The 16,077-nt window shown below is 32.4% G+C and carries 23 protein-coding genes; all 23 read right to left on the bottom strand.

Features of this window, described 5'->3' with window-relative positions; all coding sequences use genetic code 11:
* A partial coding sequence (locus tag V5784_RS04325; protein WP_336887828.1) for a hypothetical protein occupies window positions 1-1,604 on the bottom strand: 1,604 nt, incomplete at its 3' end.
* A gap of 138 nt (window positions 1,605-1,742) precedes the next feature.
* Entirely contained in the window at window positions 1,743-2,042 is a 300-nt protein-coding gene (locus V5784_RS04320) for a phage tail assembly protein (RefSeq protein ID WP_336887827.1), read from the bottom strand.
* A gap of 9 nt (window positions 2,043-2,051) precedes the next feature.
* Window positions 2,052-2,570, bottom strand: a complete 519-nt coding sequence (locus tag V5784_RS04315; RefSeq protein ID WP_336887826.1) for a phage major tail tube protein — start codon at window positions 2,568-2,570, stop codon at window positions 2,052-2,054.
* A 55-nt stretch (window positions 2,571-2,625) separates the two neighbouring features.
* Window positions 2,626-4,062, bottom strand: a complete 1,437-nt coding sequence (locus V5784_RS04310) for a phage tail sheath family protein (RefSeq protein ID WP_336887825.1) — start codon at window positions 4,060-4,062, stop codon at window positions 2,626-2,628.
* On the bottom strand, window positions 4,062-4,355 hold the full coding sequence (locus V5784_RS04305) for a hypothetical protein (RefSeq protein ID WP_336887824.1): 294 nt from the start codon (window positions 4,353-4,355) through the stop codon (window positions 4,062-4,064). The genes V5784_RS04310 and V5784_RS04305 overlap by 1 nt, the downstream gene beginning before the upstream one ends.
* 12 nt (window positions 4,356-4,367) lie before the next feature.
* On the bottom strand, window positions 4,368-4,847 hold the full coding sequence (locus V5784_RS04300) for a hypothetical protein (protein ID WP_336887823.1): 480 nt from the start codon (window positions 4,845-4,847) through the stop codon (window positions 4,368-4,370).
* Between the two features lie 57 nt (window positions 4,848-4,904).
* Entirely contained in the window at window positions 4,905-5,459 is a 555-nt protein-coding gene (locus tag V5784_RS04295; RefSeq protein WP_336887822.1) for a phage tail protein, read from the bottom strand.
* On the bottom strand, window positions 5,453-5,770 hold the full coding sequence (locus V5784_RS04290; protein WP_336887821.1) for a hypothetical protein: 318 nt from the start codon (window positions 5,768-5,770) through the stop codon (window positions 5,453-5,455). Before V5784_RS04290 ends, V5784_RS04295 begins: the two co-directional genes overlap by 7 nt.
* 9 nt (window positions 5,771-5,779) lie before the next feature.
* Entirely contained in the window at window positions 5,780-6,154 is a 375-nt protein-coding gene (locus V5784_RS04285) for a hypothetical protein (RefSeq protein WP_336887820.1), read from the bottom strand.
* 11 nt (window positions 6,155-6,165) lie between these two features.
* Window positions 6,166-7,182: a major capsid protein gene (locus V5784_RS04280; protein ID WP_336887819.1), complete on the bottom strand. Its 1,017-nt coding sequence runs from the start codon at window positions 7,180-7,182 to the stop codon at window positions 6,166-6,168.
* Window positions 7,183-7,196: 14 nt separating this feature from the next.
* A complete protein-coding gene (locus tag V5784_RS04275; protein WP_336887818.1) occupies window positions 7,197-7,541 on the bottom strand; it encodes a hypothetical protein in 345 nt (114 codons plus the stop codon).
* A gap of 19 nt (window positions 7,542-7,560) precedes the next feature.
* Window positions 7,561-8,670 (bottom strand): head maturation protease, ClpP-related, encoded by a 1,110-nt coding sequence (locus V5784_RS04270; protein WP_336887817.1) that lies wholly within the window; start codon window positions 8,668-8,670, stop codon window positions 7,561-7,563.
* A complete protein-coding gene (locus V5784_RS04265; protein WP_336887816.1) occupies window positions 8,663-10,201 on the bottom strand; it encodes a phage portal protein in 1,539 nt (512 codons plus the stop codon). Before V5784_RS04265 ends, V5784_RS04270 begins: the two co-directional genes overlap by 8 nt.
* Window positions 10,202-10,210: 9 nt before the next feature.
* Window positions 10,211-10,438, bottom strand: a complete 228-nt coding sequence (locus V5784_RS04260) for a DUF6148 family protein (protein WP_336887815.1) — start codon at window positions 10,436-10,438, stop codon at window positions 10,211-10,213.
* 15 nt (window positions 10,439-10,453) lie between these two features.
* A complete protein-coding gene (locus V5784_RS04255) occupies window positions 10,454-12,193 on the bottom strand; it encodes a phage terminase large subunit family protein (protein ID WP_336887814.1) in 1,740 nt (579 codons plus the stop codon).
* A complete protein-coding gene (locus tag V5784_RS04250) occupies window positions 12,193-12,828 on the bottom strand; it encodes a hypothetical protein (protein WP_336887813.1) in 636 nt (211 codons plus the stop codon). Before V5784_RS04250 ends, V5784_RS04255 begins: the two co-directional genes overlap by 1 nt.
* Window positions 12,829-12,960: 132 nt before the next feature.
* On the bottom strand, window positions 12,961-13,533 hold the full coding sequence (locus V5784_RS04245; RefSeq protein ID WP_336887812.1) for a hypothetical protein: 573 nt from the start codon (window positions 13,531-13,533) through the stop codon (window positions 12,961-12,963).
* Between the two features lie 209 nt (window positions 13,534-13,742).
* On the bottom strand, window positions 13,743-14,738 hold the full coding sequence (locus tag V5784_RS04240) for a hypothetical protein (RefSeq protein ID WP_336887811.1): 996 nt from the start codon (window positions 14,736-14,738) through the stop codon (window positions 13,743-13,745).
* Between the two features lie 175 nt (window positions 14,739-14,913).
* Window positions 14,914-15,087 carry a hypothetical protein gene (locus V5784_RS04235; RefSeq protein WP_336887810.1) on the bottom strand — a complete coding sequence of 58 codons (174 nt, stop codon included), beginning with the start codon at window positions 15,085-15,087 and terminating at the stop codon, window positions 14,914-14,916.
* Window positions 15,080-15,388 carry a hypothetical protein gene (locus tag V5784_RS04230; RefSeq protein WP_336887809.1) on the bottom strand — a complete coding sequence of 103 codons (309 nt, stop codon included), beginning with the start codon at window positions 15,386-15,388 and terminating at the stop codon, window positions 15,080-15,082. The genes V5784_RS04235 and V5784_RS04230 overlap by 8 nt, the downstream gene beginning before the upstream one ends.
* Entirely contained in the window at window positions 15,388-15,516 is a 129-nt protein-coding gene (locus V5784_RS04225; protein WP_336887808.1) for a hypothetical protein, read from the bottom strand. Before V5784_RS04225 ends, V5784_RS04230 begins: the two co-directional genes overlap by 1 nt.
* A 110-nt stretch (window positions 15,517-15,626) precedes the next feature.
* Window positions 15,627-15,773 (bottom strand): hypothetical protein, encoded by a 147-nt coding sequence (locus V5784_RS04220; protein WP_336887807.1) that lies wholly within the window; start codon window positions 15,771-15,773, stop codon window positions 15,627-15,629.
* Between the two features lie 14 nt (window positions 15,774-15,787).
* A partial coding sequence (locus V5784_RS04215) for a hypothetical protein (RefSeq protein ID WP_336887806.1) occupies window positions 15,788-16,077 on the bottom strand: 290 nt, incomplete at its 5' end.

The raw sequence follows: 16,077 nt of genomic DNA, 5'->3' as shown, positions 1-16,077 counted from the left end.
TCAAAATTTTTATAAACTACTATCCCAATTCCGACTAATGCAACTAATCCCCCAACTACTAAACCAATAGGATTAGCCATTAAAACCGTATTGTATGCAGCTTGTATTGCAATTTGCGACTTAGTGATTGTTGCAGCGAATATTTCAGCCTTTGTTTTCCCTTGTATAAGTGTTGTAATTACCCCTATTATCTTCATAGCTCCATATCCAGCTGCTAATGATGCTAATACCTGAGTAGTCGCTACTATTGCATCAAAATTTTCACTCATAAACGTAAGAGCTCCAATTTGTAGATTTAACCACTTCATTTGAAGTGGCATTAAAGTGCTTCCTATTAATAGTTGTTGTTTTTCAAGTAGTGCATTTTTCTTTCTAGTTAATCCAACTTCTGAATCTAAGTTCCTCGTTACATCCCCTATAGCGTCTTTAGATTGCATTTGGATAGCTTTAAATCTAATTTGTATTTTCATAGCTTCATCCATCTTACTCGAATATTTACCATATCCTAGAGCTGCTGATGCAACATTTAGATTACTTTCCAAAATAGAAGCTCCTAAAGTCTTAGCAGACTCAGTTTCCCCCATTAAAGCCGAAATCATAGTTTTCTGAGCATCCACACCTTTATCGGTAAGATTATTAAATGAGTCTAAATCATTAGCTAATTCAATAATCTCTTTTGAGAGTCCAAAAGAGTCCCCTCTATCCATCCCAAACCCAGTAAAAAGGTTTTGAATGTCCCCCATAGATTCTTTAGTCTGGACGATACTCATATTCATATCATGAGCATAACTATCAGCCCAATTATTAGCAGAATCAGAGTAACTTTTAAATACCTGATCAAATTTAGTCTGTATCTCATTAAAGCTAGAAGATTTAGCAATACTCTCATTAGCTTTTGAGACAAGAATCCCGACACTGACTGCTCCAGCTACTGCTCCAACCATAGGATTCATGATTTTATTTTTTATATTTTGTAATTTATTCATAGTTTTTTGTTTTTGGATAACTTTATCCATGCTTGCAGAGATTTTTTTATTTTCAGCAGTTAAGTTTTTCGTTGATATTTTAGCTCTATCCAAACCTTGTTTTGTATTCCTAAGCTTTATTGCTTGGTCTTTCCATTTTTGGTTTAATTTTCCAACTCTCTTTTCAGCTGTTTTAACTGAAGTAGTGAGTGTTTTTGTTGAATTTTTAATTTTACCATGTTCCTTGGTTAAAGTCTTTAAATTTGATTCTGCTATTTTTAAGGCATTAGCCATTTCTTTTGTTGGATTATCAGCATTATCAAACTCACGACTTAATTCCATAACTTCTTTCCTAGCTTCAGACATTGATTTTGCCGCGAGTTTAGTTTGATTTTTAGAAGCTTCTAATTCCGCTCTAAAAAGACCTAGTTTTTGACCCGCTAATTGTGTTTCATTTTTTGTGTTTTTGATACTATCTTTGAGTTTTGTATAATTAGCTATATCTTTTTGTGTTTTTTGTAATCCAACTAACTCACTATCCATAGCATTTATAGCACCATTTGCCTTATTAAAATTAGATTCATAGGTAGAGTCTAATTTGGCTTGTATATTCAACGCAAATTCCATCATCTTACTCATCCGTCATTACCTCCACCCACTTATCAAATGTTTTCAGTCTCATGCTTGTAAAATATTCTAATCCTGTCTTGGAGATCTTAGAAGCCTCCAAACATGTTTTCATATAGTCTTTTACATCTGTCTCTGACACAAAACCGTTTAGAGCAAAAAACCTTGAGCACACATTGTCACTGTAGAAAAATCTTTGCTCTTTAAAGAAATAATAGTTTCATAAAGTTCCCCTGAAGCCTTTGCAACAACATGAGCTAAATATGCCTTATTAAATTCAATTATCCCAGCAACAGGGACTTTATTTAACGCCATATGAGTTTGTGCATCAATGAGATCCTTACCTGTTAGCCTTTCAAAGTCTAATTTTATTTCTATTATCTTTTTCCCTTCAAAATCTATTGGAGTTACTAATTTTATAGATTTTGGAATTTTTATTACTGTAGTCATTTGTTCCTCCTACAATCCTAAATTTTTTCTAAATGCTGCTAAATAATCTATCCCGCCAATAACACACAGGTGATTCATTTTATCTATAAGTATTTTAGGTTCATTATCAACTGTTACAGCTATCCTAACTACTTCTACCTTAGTTTCATTGTCCATAGCTTTAGCTTGCTCAAGCCCACCTAAATTCATACTTTTAGCAAGGTAATTAACTACTACTTTCATTCCAATTTCTTCTATAAGACTAGTTTTTTTGTCCTGCTGTTGAATACTACCTCTTAGAGTTATGATATTTAAGCCAGGCTTCATTAGTTCAAAAGAATTTGATGTGATAGTCCTTTCTTTGAAAGTCATTTCCATTGATTTTAATAATCCAATTATAGGAACCTCTAGTTCCCCAGCTATACCTGCTCCACTTATGGTTTCAGTTAAAAACTCTATATTTGGCAATTCAACACTTACTACTCCTACAAGCTCAGTGTCATCATCGTATGCATTAAATCCATTTAATACGTGTGGTATTTTTGGCATCTATTCCCTCCTAATCGACTAGATTTCGTAAGTCACGAAATCTAGTTTTTATTTTTTATCCAAATAATGTTTCTAAATAACTTGGGTTATATTCTTGTGTATAAGTAATTGTTCTAAATGGTACAGGAGGAGAAAAATATGTAAAGAATGATCCAATACCATCTAATAAACTAGTCGTTGGGTTATCGCTCTCTCTAAATTCTATTTCTCCACCTAAGATATATCCACCAGATTTAAGTCCATCTAAAAAGACTTGATCACTATCTATTATCTTATCTATACGTCTTGGAACCATAGGTTTATCTAAGTCATTCCAATATGTAAGGATAAATCTATTGTTATTCCAATAAAACATTCTTTTGGCAGGTATAAATGAATCTTTGGGATCTGTATTAGATGGATAACAAGCGGTTCTATTACCCCATGCTTTCCATCCTCCGATAAAGTTAAGAGCTGTAAGTATTCCATTACCATTTAAATAATTAGCTCTTACAAGATCTAATATGACCACAGTCCCATCCCCTAGAATCAATCCATCCATCTTAAATAATTTGTTAGATGGTGATTCAAATGGAATATCTTGATTTCCATAATCAACTTGGCACATAAGAGCAGCGACTTGAATTGACATATGATACTTTTTATCCCCTAATTTTACTTTTGGCCAGCATACAATTTGGTCCTCATTAACATAATTATTATCATTTTTCCATTGGGGAACATCTGTATATTTTTTTACTGATTCGGTAGGGACATCTACAACAGTGATCCCCTTAAATATTCCATTTATCAAACTCATTTTAGTATCCATAATGGCAGCTACTTCTGATTCACAAGAAAATTTAGGACTTATAGCAATGGAAGGAATCAATCTAAATTTTGGGAAAATATCTTCTACAAGTTCAAATCCAGTTTTCCCCCCAGTACTAACATCTATTCCACCGATTATGTCGTCTTTATCTACCATACTTGGATCAATGGCAGAATAAGTTACTTTTAACGGTGTAGTTAATGATCCACCATCTATTTTAGAAATAATAGTATTCCCATCGCTATCTAAACCTATAAGATAATCAGTTTCTTTTTCATATGTCGTATCCCCAGCACTATTTTTTACAATAATATCATCTTTCATAGCTCCTTTATCTGCTAAAATCCCAATATCATCTACTAGAGCAACTACTTCATCCACAATTTCTTCTTTGTGTATAGTTGGATCTAATACATTTATAAAGACCACAGGTCCAACTCCAAATTTACTAAAGAATACATCTGCCGACTCTGCAAGAGTATAATTTACTATATCGTCTATAGCCCCAAAATTTTCTACATATTCCCCCATGGAATAACATAAAATAGGCTCATTTACTTTAGGAGTATTTGCATTATTAATTGCTGCTGTTCCTACTACTACCACTAGGTTCCCAGTGGCTACAGACGGGACTAGACTTGTTGGATTTTCATATCCATAAATACCATGTTTATAACCCATTATTTAGCCACCTCCACCATTTGTTTTTTTATTTCTCCTAATACTGAATTAAAAGTTGTATGCAGGGTAGCCCCTTCTTTTTTTACATCTGATTTGGCTTTGGCAATGTCCTTTACAGATATAAACAATCTCTCAATACCTTTATATTTTTTCTTTAATTCTTTTAGTTCTTTAGGTACACCTATAAATACAGATCCTGTATTAATTCCTTCTTTAAGAAGGAAAGGTCCCAAATAAATAAATCTTTCTTTTTTTTCTTTCTTTAATTCTTTTTTTTCTGGTGTTTTTTTCACTTTATAGACCTCCTAATAATTCATTTCAAATTCTGGTTGAACCATTCCAAAGTTTACATTTAGAACAGCTATAAACAGTGGATTGATATCTTCTTCTAAAAATTTATATTTAAATGGAAATTGGAAAGGGAAACCTCCTATCACACGTACTTTCAATATTTTGCTTCTTATTTTTTGTATCATATGAAGCAGATCTCTATGAGCAGTTTGGTTTTCTAGTAATTTATCTTCCATTGAATCGTTTTTCCCACTAGTTGAAGTTGTCCCAATTACAATTTTTAATTCTGTTGTACTTTTTTCGATTTCATCTTCTCCTCCTAGTGTTTTTAAAAAAACATAAGGAAATATATCTGACATGATATTTTTAGGAGGGATATCTCCTAAAAATACATTAATAGGGACATAGTCCCCATTTTGATTTTTTAAAGTTGTATCTTTTAGGAGATCTTCTAAAAACTCCTTCATTTTGTCTTCTAATATTGCTGGTGTCATTTTGACCTCCTTATTTGCTTTCTAAGGGTTTTTAAGTTTTAAATCTATACTTATACCTTACCCACCGCCTTTTAACAATCTATTTGTTTCTTTTTCCATTTCTGCGGCTAAAACTTCTTCAATTTCATCATTCATAGGTTCTTTTAATTCTTTACTTCCTAACATCTGTGGTGCTGATAATCCAAATAAAGCCTTTATATTGTTTCTAGCTCCATGTCTGGTAAAAATTATTTCTTTCCCACTATTTACTTCAGCTAAAAAGGTTTCATCACCCATGGTTTTAGAACTCCCTTTTAAAATAGAAGCCTTTAGAAACTTCCCTCTTCTACTTGGATTTAATCCAGAGTATTTAAAGTTACTTAATAGCAATCTTTGTCCTCTATTTTTGATACCGCCTTTTAAACTAGTTTTAGTTGCTTTTTTAGATTCTAAATACCTGTTTAAATACTTTGCCTTTACTGAGTATCTTTTAGTCGCTCTTTTTACAGAACTAACTTTTATGGATTTAGTAGCCTTGTTAATAGCTTTACTAACTACCTTTGGGACACCATCTTTTATATCTTTTAATCTTAATTCCAGTATTTCTAGATCCTTAGATCCTACCTCTACCATGACTCATTTCTCTCTATTTTAATTTCATATATCCCATCTTCTTCAGATACAAATAAGATAGAGTATTTTTCATCATCATAATAAACTTCTTCATGAATTACTGGTTTTTCTATCAATTCAGTCTCTATAAAGATAGTTTTTATATCCCTATAATGCCCATCTTCGCTCCCTAGAGATTTTGATACTTTGTCAAAATCCATTTCTTCTTCAATACATACTATGGGAATATCATTCCAGGTGTGTTCTTCAGCGAACTCACCTGGATTAATAAATACCCCTCTGTCTTTATTGATAATGTCTTTAAAACTCATAGGTCCTCCCTATAATGCTTTTAAAATTTCTTCGATTTTCTTTTCTTTTAAAGTTTCTTTTAAAACAATTTCTTTCGAATTAGCAAATTTTTCTAATTCATCTACAGTTAAAATTGTCATTATTTCCTTTACGGTTTCAACACCTATAGTATTTAATTTAAGTGTTTCATATTCTTCTTTAGTAACTGTACTTTCTTTTATTTCTGCCATTTCAACTTCTAATTCTAAAACTCTTTTACCTGCTCCATTAGAGGCTTCTTTAAACTCTTTAATAGTTCCATCATCTACTAATTTTTTTACTAATTTTTCATCTTTAATATCAACAACATCGCCTATCTCATAGTTTTTTTTTGCAGTCACATATTTTCTAATAAATTTTTTCATTTACTCCCCCTTTATCCCACTACTTTCCAAGAAAAATATGCACTCATGTCATTTGGTTGCAATACTGGTCTAGACTCAGTGGTGATAGATTTTTCTTTGCCATTTTGGCTTACTTTTACATTTGAATGTCTTATTTCTTCATGAATATCACCTTTAGAGCCCTCATTAAAATAAACTATAGGTGCGTATAATACTTCACCATATATTGGTCCACCGATAACAGTCCCCGCAGGTATAACAGAGGTAATAGTTCCGTCAGTATCCGTCAATGTTCTATCATATTGATATAAATGTACGGATCTTTTTTTGTAGTAGCCTAAATATGCTACCCCAGGACCTAAATCTTTTTGATCGCTAGACATAACATCAATTCTTCTGTTATCTAATAAAGCTTGGACATTTGGATTATTAATAAAAGCATCTGCTCCTACCGTATCCATAGTGATAGCCCCTATTTTCCCACCAAATTTTTCAGCATTTATAATCCATGCATCTAAATTTTTCAATGGATTAACTGTTGCTAAATCCCATGTAGCTCCTTCTCCTAAGGTCCCTTGATTTGCCATTTCGTAATTGATTTCGTAAGATTGTTCCTCTCCAATCGACTGAACCTTTCCAGTTGTTAAGAATTGTCCCACCATATGTTCTTCTTTATTTGTGATACTTTCTTCTTGTTTCGCAAGAATAGTTCCGGCTCTTTTTGCCATTCTTATACCGGCTTTAGTCCCACCAGTTATATTTTCTCCTGCTTCTCTTACAAACACATCTTTGGGAGTAAGAATATGTTTAGGAGCTATATTAGGAGCTGGGATAGAGTTAGTCTTAATCCCTTGTGCTTTCATAACTCTTCCATCTTCAATTTTTGATACAAATGGAGCCATTCTGTTTCCATTTACAGTAGTTTCTAAATCTATTGTTTCATCCTCTACAGTTTCTCTTTTGGGAAAATATAAATCTCTCAAGAAACTCCTTTTGACGTCTTGCTTTTTTCTGATTTTTCTTATAGTTTTTGTTATAAAAACACTCATATTTTAAACCCTCCTTAATATAATTCTTTAATAAAAATACTGTTTTTTCTGGCTGCTTCGATAAAATCAGCAATTGCAGATCCTTCTTTTACAATTAAAGCATCTTTATTAAATTCCCCAGTGAGCATAACGGTTGCTATTGTGTCCCCAGTAGTAGCATTGACATCCCCAATTAATATTGAGTTGATATCTGTATATTCTAATTCTCCTGCAATATTACTTGTTCCATCAGTATGTCGTCCTAATAGTGTGTTAGCCTTTAATACTGTCCCTGACTTAATTATTGCTTTCCCTAGTACTACTTGAAAATTTCCAGCTTTTAATTGCTCTGGTGTATAAGTTGTTATTACGTTTCCCATATTTTAGTTACCTCCTAATTTATTGATTTATTCCATTGGTAAAACTTTGAGTTGCTGCATTTAAAATCTCTTCATCAAGTTCTTCTTTGTTTTCAGGAGGAGTTGATTCAGGTATTTTAGCACCACCACTATTTGTAAAATCTTCTTCTCTTTTATTGATCTCTTTAGTTGCTTTGTAAACATCAGAATTCATGATTTCTAATGCCACTTCTCCTGCATTTTTGAACTCTACATATTTTGCATTATTAACTATTTCTCTTGCTCCATCTGGGACATTCTTCAAGTTATCTAAATTTTGAATTCTAGCCCTTTCATTTTTTACCCCTGTTTCCATTCCTTCTTGAACTATTTGATTAAATAATTCTGGATGCTCGTTTTTAAATTGTTCATATTTCATTATCTTCCCTCCCTTCTTTTGTGGTTTTATATTAAGTTCTGGCTTAACAGTATTTTCAGGTTGCACACCTTTCATTTTATCTATAATTTCCTGTGGTACGTTATCATAAAAATTTACTATGTCAAAATCTGAAAAGTTTGTAGCTGGTTCTTCATTCGAATAAGTTTCTATTTTATCTATAAATCCATTTTCCAAAGCTTCTTCTGGATTCATCCAAGTTGTTTTATCCATCATTTCTGCTATTTCTTCTCTACTTTTATTTGTCTTAGTCATATAAACATCTATGATAGACTCTTTTATTTTGTCTAGAAGGTCTGCAGTTTCCCTGAGATCTTTTGATTCCCCTCTACTACTCCCCTTGGCATTATGTATCATCATGGTTGAGCCTATTCCCATTCTTATTTCAGAACAACTCATTGCTAAATAACTTGCTGCACTAAATGCTGCTCCATCGATATTACAGATAGTCTTTATGTTGTTTTCACTAGCAAACCTCCTAAATGAATTACTCATTGCATGTGCTTCGTAAACATCCCCACCTGGACAATTTAAATTTAAATGGATAGTGTCCACATCTTTAAGGTTGTTTAATTCTTTTAAAAAAGCCTGTGAACTAACTTCTCCTAATTCTGACCAAGCCCACTTAGTAATAGCACCATATATACTTATATCTGCTTTTTTAGTTTCTTTATTAGTTGCTATATTCCAAAATTTCCCAACATTTTTAGCCATTTGATAGTCCTCCTGCTTCCACACCATTTATGTTTAATTCTCTGATTTTATCTTCTTCATTTCCTCTTTGCTTTACTATTTCGTCAAAATCATGCCCATATTCCTGACATTCTATTTCTCTAGTCGTAAAGTTGTTACTAAATCTTAATTCAGCTGCTTTAACTTCTTTCAATGGATCTAAAGTCCCTTTTTTAGGTCCCACCCACATAGCTTTGCAGTATGCACTTCTTTTTATTTCATTTTCAAAGAATCCTGGAGCTTTTATCTTTCCATCTGCAACTAATTCAAGTATAAATTCTTCATAAATAGGTTGATTAAAATAATCTTTCATCATTTTTCTTACTGCAATAAACCTTTTCCATGCTTCTTCTAATGCTGCCCTACTGGCGGAATATGAACTATCAAATCTACTCATAAGAATATCTCTAGGAATCTCTAAAGCTGTTCCTATCTCTTCGATAATAGAATCTACAAATGCTTTATAGTTTGCGTTTGGTCTCGTGGGATTGACTGTTACTATATCGTCTCCCTCTGATAGCATCTGAATATTATTTGAACTCATCTCTACCTTGCTACTGTCTCTACCCAAAACCTTGTTTTCATCATCTACATCACTTAGAGTTCCAAAATTATCCTCATTGTCTAACCCTCGCTTGATGAAAGTACCAAATATTCCACTTATAACTGCTGCATTGAGTTCTGCTTTGGAATACCTTCCTAATTGCAATAGAGATTCGATAACAGGAGCTAATACAGGTACGCCACGTCTCTGCCCGACTCTTTCAGGCTCTAGCATATGGAGGATGTTTCTCCTCCCTGTACTGCCAAAAGCTGTAATTCTTTCAGTTTTAACCGTATAGTTATCCCCTGGATGTTTATCAGCAACATGATAGGCTATTACTTCTCCACTATCATTTAATTCCACTCCACCTTTTATATCTCTACTCCCTACATTAAATGGATTTGTTACCCTATCAGCTTCAATTAGTTTTATAGATAAACGACTTCTTACCCCTGATCTTTTTTTTAATGTTGGAATAGCAAATACATCGCCATTCATAGCCCAACTGAGAGTAGCTAAAGATTGTAATGTATAAAATGTATGTAGCCTCATAGAATCAGCATTTGTAGAGTTAGCCCAATAATCAAATTCTCTTTTTATTGTCTTTTCGATTTCTACAGCTTCTTCACGTGATATCCCTAAAAAATCATTATCGATAACAGGCTTAGGAATCAACCCAGCTCCTACTACATTTGCTCTAAATTTCTTTATTGCACCACAGGCAACGGGTGTGCCCATGAAGAGATCCCGACTCCTTTCCCTAAGATCAACTATATTTTCTATTATGTCTTCATCTGGTCCACCACTCCCAAATCGCCATCCAAGAAAGTTATTTTTTCTTTTACTAGCTCCATGATCTGAATATCCAGAGTTTACAAATTCTAACTTTTGTTTAGCCACTTCTCGATTGAGTGCAAATTGAGGAGAAATTTTAGCTATAGCTTTATCTAAAATATTTATTTTCTTCATTTCCTCCCCCTATAAGTCTCTTAAGACTACTGAAACACTCCTAGGTCCACTAGTTCCTCTTTTAATTTGCAAGATCATACGTTTCCAGTATTCTATTCGTTTACTTATAAGGTTTAAATCTGCTCTTTCAAGCTCTCTTTTCCCTATTTTATATCTCTTTCCCCCCATGGCGACTGTATCTTCGGCTTCCATCCATAATTTCAACTTGGCTTGTGCTTCTTCTAATGTGAAGATCATCCCTTCCTCCTTTTTTTAACTCTCTTTTTTCTTTTTAAACCTGCAATATTTAACTCTTTTCCCTAACTCAATCTTTGCAAAATCTTCTAAATCTACTTTTAGAATCTCCAATGCTGCTGTAGCATAGTTTCTAATATCTAATGCCTCATTCCTGGCTCTAATTTGTTTCCATTTTATTTTTCCTTTTTCTACCACTTTTATTTCTGATGTTAACCCTTTAAAATAGTTTTCATCATATCCACGACCAATTGGAAAATTACAGTACCCAGGGCTTTTAGAATCTAATTCTAATCTATTCATCAAGGTATCTTTTAGAGCATTTACCCCTAGAGATAATAGATCAATTTTTTTATTTTTTGTCCTTCTAAATCCATTTAGGATAGGTGTTCCTACTTTCCCTAGACCTTTTATTCCGTATACTCTTCTAATATTTTGGATAGGAGAGATATAATTATATGACTCTTCTGTATTGTGTCCACCAGTATCTATACAAGTACAGGCTATTTTCATAGGTGTACCATCTTTATATTTGAAATCTTTAATTAAAAATTTATCTAATTCATCCCAAGTGTATTGATCTTCTGGATTCCCTCTGATTATTTTATGTTCGATCCCCCAACTTTCTTTATCTTTCCCCCATCCTACTACTTCTATTTCTAACCAACTGTCCTGTACATCGACACCAGCAGTTATTAAGAGCGCTTCATCAGGTATCTCTGCTTCATACTGGATTCTATTCTTAAAGAATTTCCCCCAATCAATTTTATTATCATATTTTTCTTCCCATGTTTCGGCTAAAGAAGTATTTATAAAAACCTTTAGTTCCTCAGGATCATTTTTTACTTCTAAAAATTTATCCCTCATTGCTTCCCATGGAGTAAATGGTGAAGCCATCTCATTTAGGTGAAATCCAATATGTTTTTTAGATTTTTTCTCATGAATCCATTTTCCTTTGCCTTTTTTCCATTCTAATTCCCCATGGAGTGCCCCACATTCTTTACAACTCATTTCGCAAGTCTCGAAATCCAATCTCTTCCAATCATAAATATTAAACCCCCCACAACTAGGGCAAGGAACGTGCCATTTTCCCATGGATGAATTATTATATCGGCTCTCTATTCTAGATAAACCTTTGATTGTAGGAGTTGACATAGCTATTATTTTTCTATTCCAAAACGTAGCTGTTCTTTTAGTTGCTAATGCTAATGGATCTCCTTCTTGTTTTGCAGATAATGGGTATCGATCTATTTCATCCGCTAGAACTATTCTTATAGGTCTTGATGCTAATTTAGATGGTGAATTTGCTCCAATAATAGCAACATAACCACCTAGAAACCCTTTTCTAGCATTTGTAGATGATTTATACACCTTACTATCGATGACAGGGTTATCTCTCACGAATGGAGTCATCCTATCTTTTCCAAATTCTGTTCCCATTACATCGCTAGGATGTACAAAAAGTATTGGGCATGGATCGTGATCTATAAAATATCCAAGCATATTTATTTGAGATTCAGTTTTACCGACTTGGGACCCGATCATTCCTGTTACTTCTTCCACTTCGGGATCTAAAATACAATCCATAATTTCTTTTAGATAAGGAGTTCTATCTGTGTCCCATCTTCCAGGCTCAGAGGATGATTCTTGAGATAATATCCTGTTTTGATCTGCCCATTCAGATACAGTTATTTCTGGAGGAGGAGCTAATACATTAACTATTTCTTTAAACAACAGTCTAGTGCTCTCAATATTCATTATTCCTTCACCTCATATCCCGACATTTCTCTCAGAGCATCATCTATGATTTTTTTTATTAATGCTTCTATCTTATTTTTATCTTTTTCTACTGCTAATAGAGGAGCTAGTTTAGTGGGGATTGCCCTGGCTTTTTGTTTAAAAGCTACTAACATATTTTCTACAAACTTTTTTACCACTGCTACTTCATGTAAGTTCCCTTTTTTTTCTTCTAATTTTATTTCTGATAATTCACGATCAGCCTGTTTTTTTCTCAATTCCTCTGATATCGTTACTTGATTTTTATCATTTTTACTTTTCAAATATCTTATATAACTTTCCACAGACTCTTTAAATAAATAAACTCCCTTTTCTTTTTTCATTACCACTTGCCTTTGAGCCAATTCTCTGAGGGTTCTGTCTGCCACTCCCAAAATATCAGCTAAATTTTTATTGTTTATCTCATTTTCTTCATCCCGATTATTTCCCAATATTTTTTCTGTACTTTTTACATATCGCTTTACAGATTCTAATAAGTCATATTTATTTTTCTCTATTTTTTCTACAATCCCATCATTAGCTAATTCTCTCAAATACCTCTCTGAGATCCCCAGCGTTTCTGATAGTAGTTGACCGCTTATAGTTACTCTTTTCATACACGCCTCCTACAGATATTTTTTTAAATTGGCATCGTTGCGGTAGTAGTACCAATATTTTTTTTATTTTTAAAAACCTTTTCGCTCACGAGCTTACCCGCAATTCTTAAAAAGTCCCTGGGAGTACCTTTTTTATCCTATGTGTACATCTTCTTCATCTTTAAGCTTGTTGTACCCTGACGTTACCTTCTTGATCTCTAAGTTCTCCTTGTCTAACTTAATCTTATGCTTAGTCGCTTTTATCCCAAGTTTTTCTATCTCTAGTTCATACTCTAGTAGTTCAAGTTGCTTATTATATGCCAATTGATTAATCTTTCTAGCTACTACCTCTGAATTATTTTCTATACTGAATATCTTGCTCCCTATATTGACAATGGTTTCTAATGCACCTGCCCTTGATTTAACAGCTCCCTGTGTGTCTTTATCCATACAATCGTTTTCTTTGAAGACTCCTATTAACTCGATAGCTTCATCCTGTATCTTCCCTATAAACTCATTCTTCTTTTTTCTAATCTCTTCATCATTGTCCAGGACTCTCTCAGCTGCTGCTATGTTTTTAATTATCCCTTTCTTCCATTTATTCTTAGAGGCATAATTCTTTAATGATGGATAACTGAGGTTATAGTCAACAGCTATTGCTGCCAAACTTTTCCCAGATTCATACTCTTCTCTTAACACTTCTATTTCGCCTGTACTTGTATACAATGCTAACCCAAGTTATCCACCTCCTAAATGGTAATCATTTGGTAATTAATAATACATAAAGTCTCTCTATGGGTAATAAATAGAAAGGCATCTACAATAGACACCATTCTTGTACCCTCTATCAATCTAAGCTTTAACTAACAAGCTCTGAAATAGCATTACAACATTTTAAGTATTCACCACTAAGTGGGACAGTTGGTGAAATAAAATCACACTCTAAGTGTGTTTATTAAATACCCTATTTGATTTTTAGTATCTAAGTTGCTATATCTAGCTTCTATCTTTCTTTCTTCTCTCTTGTAATGAGCTTTATCATACTCATAGTACGCAACTTTTAGAAATTCTCTGTCATAAACTCTGAACCTATTCACAAGGTACTCATAGACATTACGTTGCTTGTTTCTTTTAGAATTTAATTTGAACTGTCTTAACTCTCTACAAATTAATTTTTTGTGTTTCCCATCTAAAAAATTCTGTGATTTAGATATATATTTCTTTAAATCATATAAAATAATATTCTTTGAAATCTCGTCAAAATTTGACAAAAACTCACTCAAGCCTACTGAATCTAGTTTCTTTTCTTTACTTAATAAATTGCTCATTCTTCTCCTAAACAACGGGAAAGAAGGTTCAAGTTCATATCTAGTTAAGTCATAGTCAAGCTCTTCTAAAAAACTCTTGTTATAGAAATATCTCTTAGTTTTATGCTTCATATGGCTTATCATGTTTATTTTTTCATTTGGGTTGTAATATGGGCTTTTTATAATGTCACCATTAAACTTAACTTCTTTCGTTTCTTGGTACATCAAGAGAAAAATAGTGTCTTGGAAACTTTCAAATGAAATATTTAAATTTATATTAAAAGCTGCCGTTCTAACTTTTGCTCCTTCTAGATCCAAATAAATCTTCTCTTTCTCTAGTATCAATTTTAATTTTTTTATAGCTAACAAGATCTCTCCAGCATTAGCGTTTTTAATGTTGTTTCCATGTAATATTTTATTTGGATTAAGTGAAAGACTAGTACTAACTTTATGTTCTTTTACACCAGATATTTCTGTCCTGATATACTTTAAAAATACTCCTAGTTCTTTATCTTTATAACTTAACTCATATGTTGTTTTATCTTTTTTTTCATTTTTTTCTAAGATCGTTTCTCCTAAAGAAAAGTTATATAAATAAAAATTATCAACTCCAAATTTAATCATCCTCTCATATCTCCCTCCTTTTTCTACATTCAACAAAACCATATGGTTTGAGCTGGCATTGCCTGTTATGACGATTAAACCAGCTCCAGAATAAGGTTTAGTTCAAGATAGAAAAATAAAAAGTCCTGAATAGTATCTCTACTATCCAGGACTTCTTGAGTCTCTACTTTTATATTTAATTTTTTACTGTCCCCTGTGTGTTTCTTCCACAGAGGATGCATTTAAACTCATATTTATCATGAGATATCTTTGCTTGTGTTCTACCTTTGATTTTAATATTTGTACCTTCTGTTGTTGCTAAAAGTTTATTACATTTGTTACATCGGATCTCTTTTATTTCTTTATCCATTAATTGCACCTCGATCTACACCTAAATTATCCCATTTAGCCTTTATTTCCTCATCTTTTTGGTAATTTTTAGCTATATCTAAATATTCTTTTTCTAAGTAATCTTTTATGTAGTTATTCTTTTGCTTTATTTTATCTTTTAAAAATTTAGGCAGCTCGATCCAACTCTTTAAAGCTTTTTGTAATAATATTCTTTTATCTGTTTTGTTAACTAATTTTTCACCGATAGCTATTAGTGTTTTTCTTTCTTTTTCTAGTATTTTTTCTAACTCTTTCTTTTGATTTCTATCGAGTGAGTTCATCATTTTTCATCACACTTCTCTATACAAAATTTAGGTGTAACTAAAACTTCATTTTTAGTCCTAGGGCATACAACGATAGTCTGAACATGTTTTTTTCTATTGCTAAACTTACATTTTTTACATTTCATAACTTATCATCTCCTCGATAAACTACTTAGTTAAACTTACCAAAAGGGGGGGGATGATAAGTTTGGCTTAGGAGTTTATCTTTTATAAAATAATAATCTCCCCCTAGTTTTTATAATTCTAAAATTTCTTTCATAATTTTAACGTCTTCTGCACCAAGTAATATTACAGATTCATCTTTTTCACCATAATATTTTTTTAATTTTTTTACAATCAATATTTTTAACTCGCTAATTTCTTTTTTTAATTCTTTTTCCATAATAAATCGACCTCCTAAACAGTTATTTTTTCTTTATTAAATCTACGACAGATGATATTTTCAAACTCTGTATTTACAGAGCTACTATTAATATCAAATCCATCTCGACTGGCTATTTTTTGTTTAAGAGATTTAATCTCTTCTTCTGTCATTTTTTCTACCATAACTTTTACCTTGTCTTTTCTAGTTAACTTTTTAGGTTCTACTACCTCTGGTATTAAGTGATCTTTATCTTTTAGGATAGCGATAAGGATAGCAGGGTTCATCAATTTATCTTTTAATTTCATAAATTTTATTACTTTCT

The sequence above is a fragment of the Psychrilyobacter sp. genome, assembly GCF_037132775.1.
Lineage (GTDB): Bacteria > Fusobacteriota > Fusobacteriia > Fusobacteriales > Fusobacteriaceae > Psychrilyobacter.
The sequence above is the reverse complement of the archived record's forward strand: the minus strand, read 5'-3'. Positions and strand labels throughout refer to the sequence as shown.

Bases quoted from the DNA above. Each gene is read 5' to 3' on its own strand.
- V5784_RS04320 (WP_336887827.1), bottom strand. From the start codon at position 2,042: ATGACTACAGTAATAAAAATTCCAAAATCTATAAAATTAGTAACTCCA.
- V5784_RS04315 (WP_336887826.1), bottom strand. From the start codon at position 2,570: ATGCCAAAAATACCACACGTATTAAATGGATTTAATGCATACGATGAT.
- V5784_RS04310 (WP_336887825.1), bottom strand. From the start codon at position 4,062: ATGGGTTATAAACATGGTATTTATGGATATGAAAATCCAACAAGTCTA.
- V5784_RS04300 (WP_336887823.1), bottom strand. From the start codon at position 4,847: ATGACACCAGCAATATTAGAAGACAAAATGAAGGAGTTTTTAGAAGAT.
- V5784_RS04295 (WP_336887822.1), bottom strand. From the start codon at position 5,459: ATGGTAGAGGTAGGATCTAAGGATCTAGAAATACTGGAATTAAGATTA.
- V5784_RS04290 (WP_336887821.1), bottom strand. From the start codon at position 5,770: ATGAGTTTTAAAGACATTATCAATAAAGACAGAGGGGTATTTATTAAT.
- V5784_RS04285 (WP_336887820.1), bottom strand. From the start codon at position 6,154: ATGAAAAAATTTATTAGAAAATATGTGACTGCAAAAAAAAACTATGAG.
- V5784_RS04280 (WP_336887819.1), bottom strand. From the start codon at position 7,182: ATGAGTGTTTTTATAACAAAAACTATAAGAAAAATCAGAAAAAAGCAA.
- V5784_RS04275 (WP_336887818.1), bottom strand. From the start codon at position 7,541: ATGGGAAACGTAATAACAACTTATACACCAGAGCAATTAAAAGCTGGA.
- V5784_RS04270 (WP_336887817.1), bottom strand. From the start codon at position 8,670: ATGGCTAAAAATGTTGGGAAATTTTGGAATATAGCAACTAATAAAGAA.
- V5784_RS04265 (WP_336887816.1), bottom strand. From the start codon at position 10,201: ATGAAGAAAATAAATATTTTAGATAAAGCTATAGCTAAAATTTCTCCT.
- V5784_RS04260 (WP_336887815.1), bottom strand. From the start codon at position 10,438: ATGATCTTCACATTAGAAGAAGCACAAGCCAAGTTGAAATTATGGATG.
- V5784_RS04255 (WP_336887814.1), bottom strand. From the start codon at position 12,193: ATGAATATTGAGAGCACTAGACTGTTGTTTAAAGAAATAGTTAATGTA.
- V5784_RS04250 (WP_336887813.1), bottom strand. From the start codon at position 12,828: ATGAAAAGAGTAACTATAAGCGGTCAACTACTATCAGAAACGCTGGGG.
- V5784_RS04240 (WP_336887811.1), bottom strand. From the start codon at position 14,738: ATGATTAAATTTGGAGTTGATAATTTTTATTTATATAACTTTTCTTTA.
- V5784_RS04235 (WP_336887810.1), bottom strand. From the start codon at position 15,087: ATGGATAAAGAAATAAAAGAGATCCGATGTAACAAATGTAATAAACTT.
- V5784_RS04230 (WP_336887809.1), bottom strand. From the start codon at position 15,388: ATGAACTCACTCGATAGAAATCAAAAGAAAGAGTTAGAAAAAATACTA.
- V5784_RS04225 (WP_336887808.1), bottom strand. From the start codon at position 15,516: ATGAAATGTAAAAAATGTAAGTTTAGCAATAGAAAAAAACATGTTCAG.
- V5784_RS04220 (WP_336887807.1), bottom strand. From the start codon at position 15,773: ATGGAAAAAGAATTAAAAAAAGAAATTAGCGAGTTAAAAATATTGATT.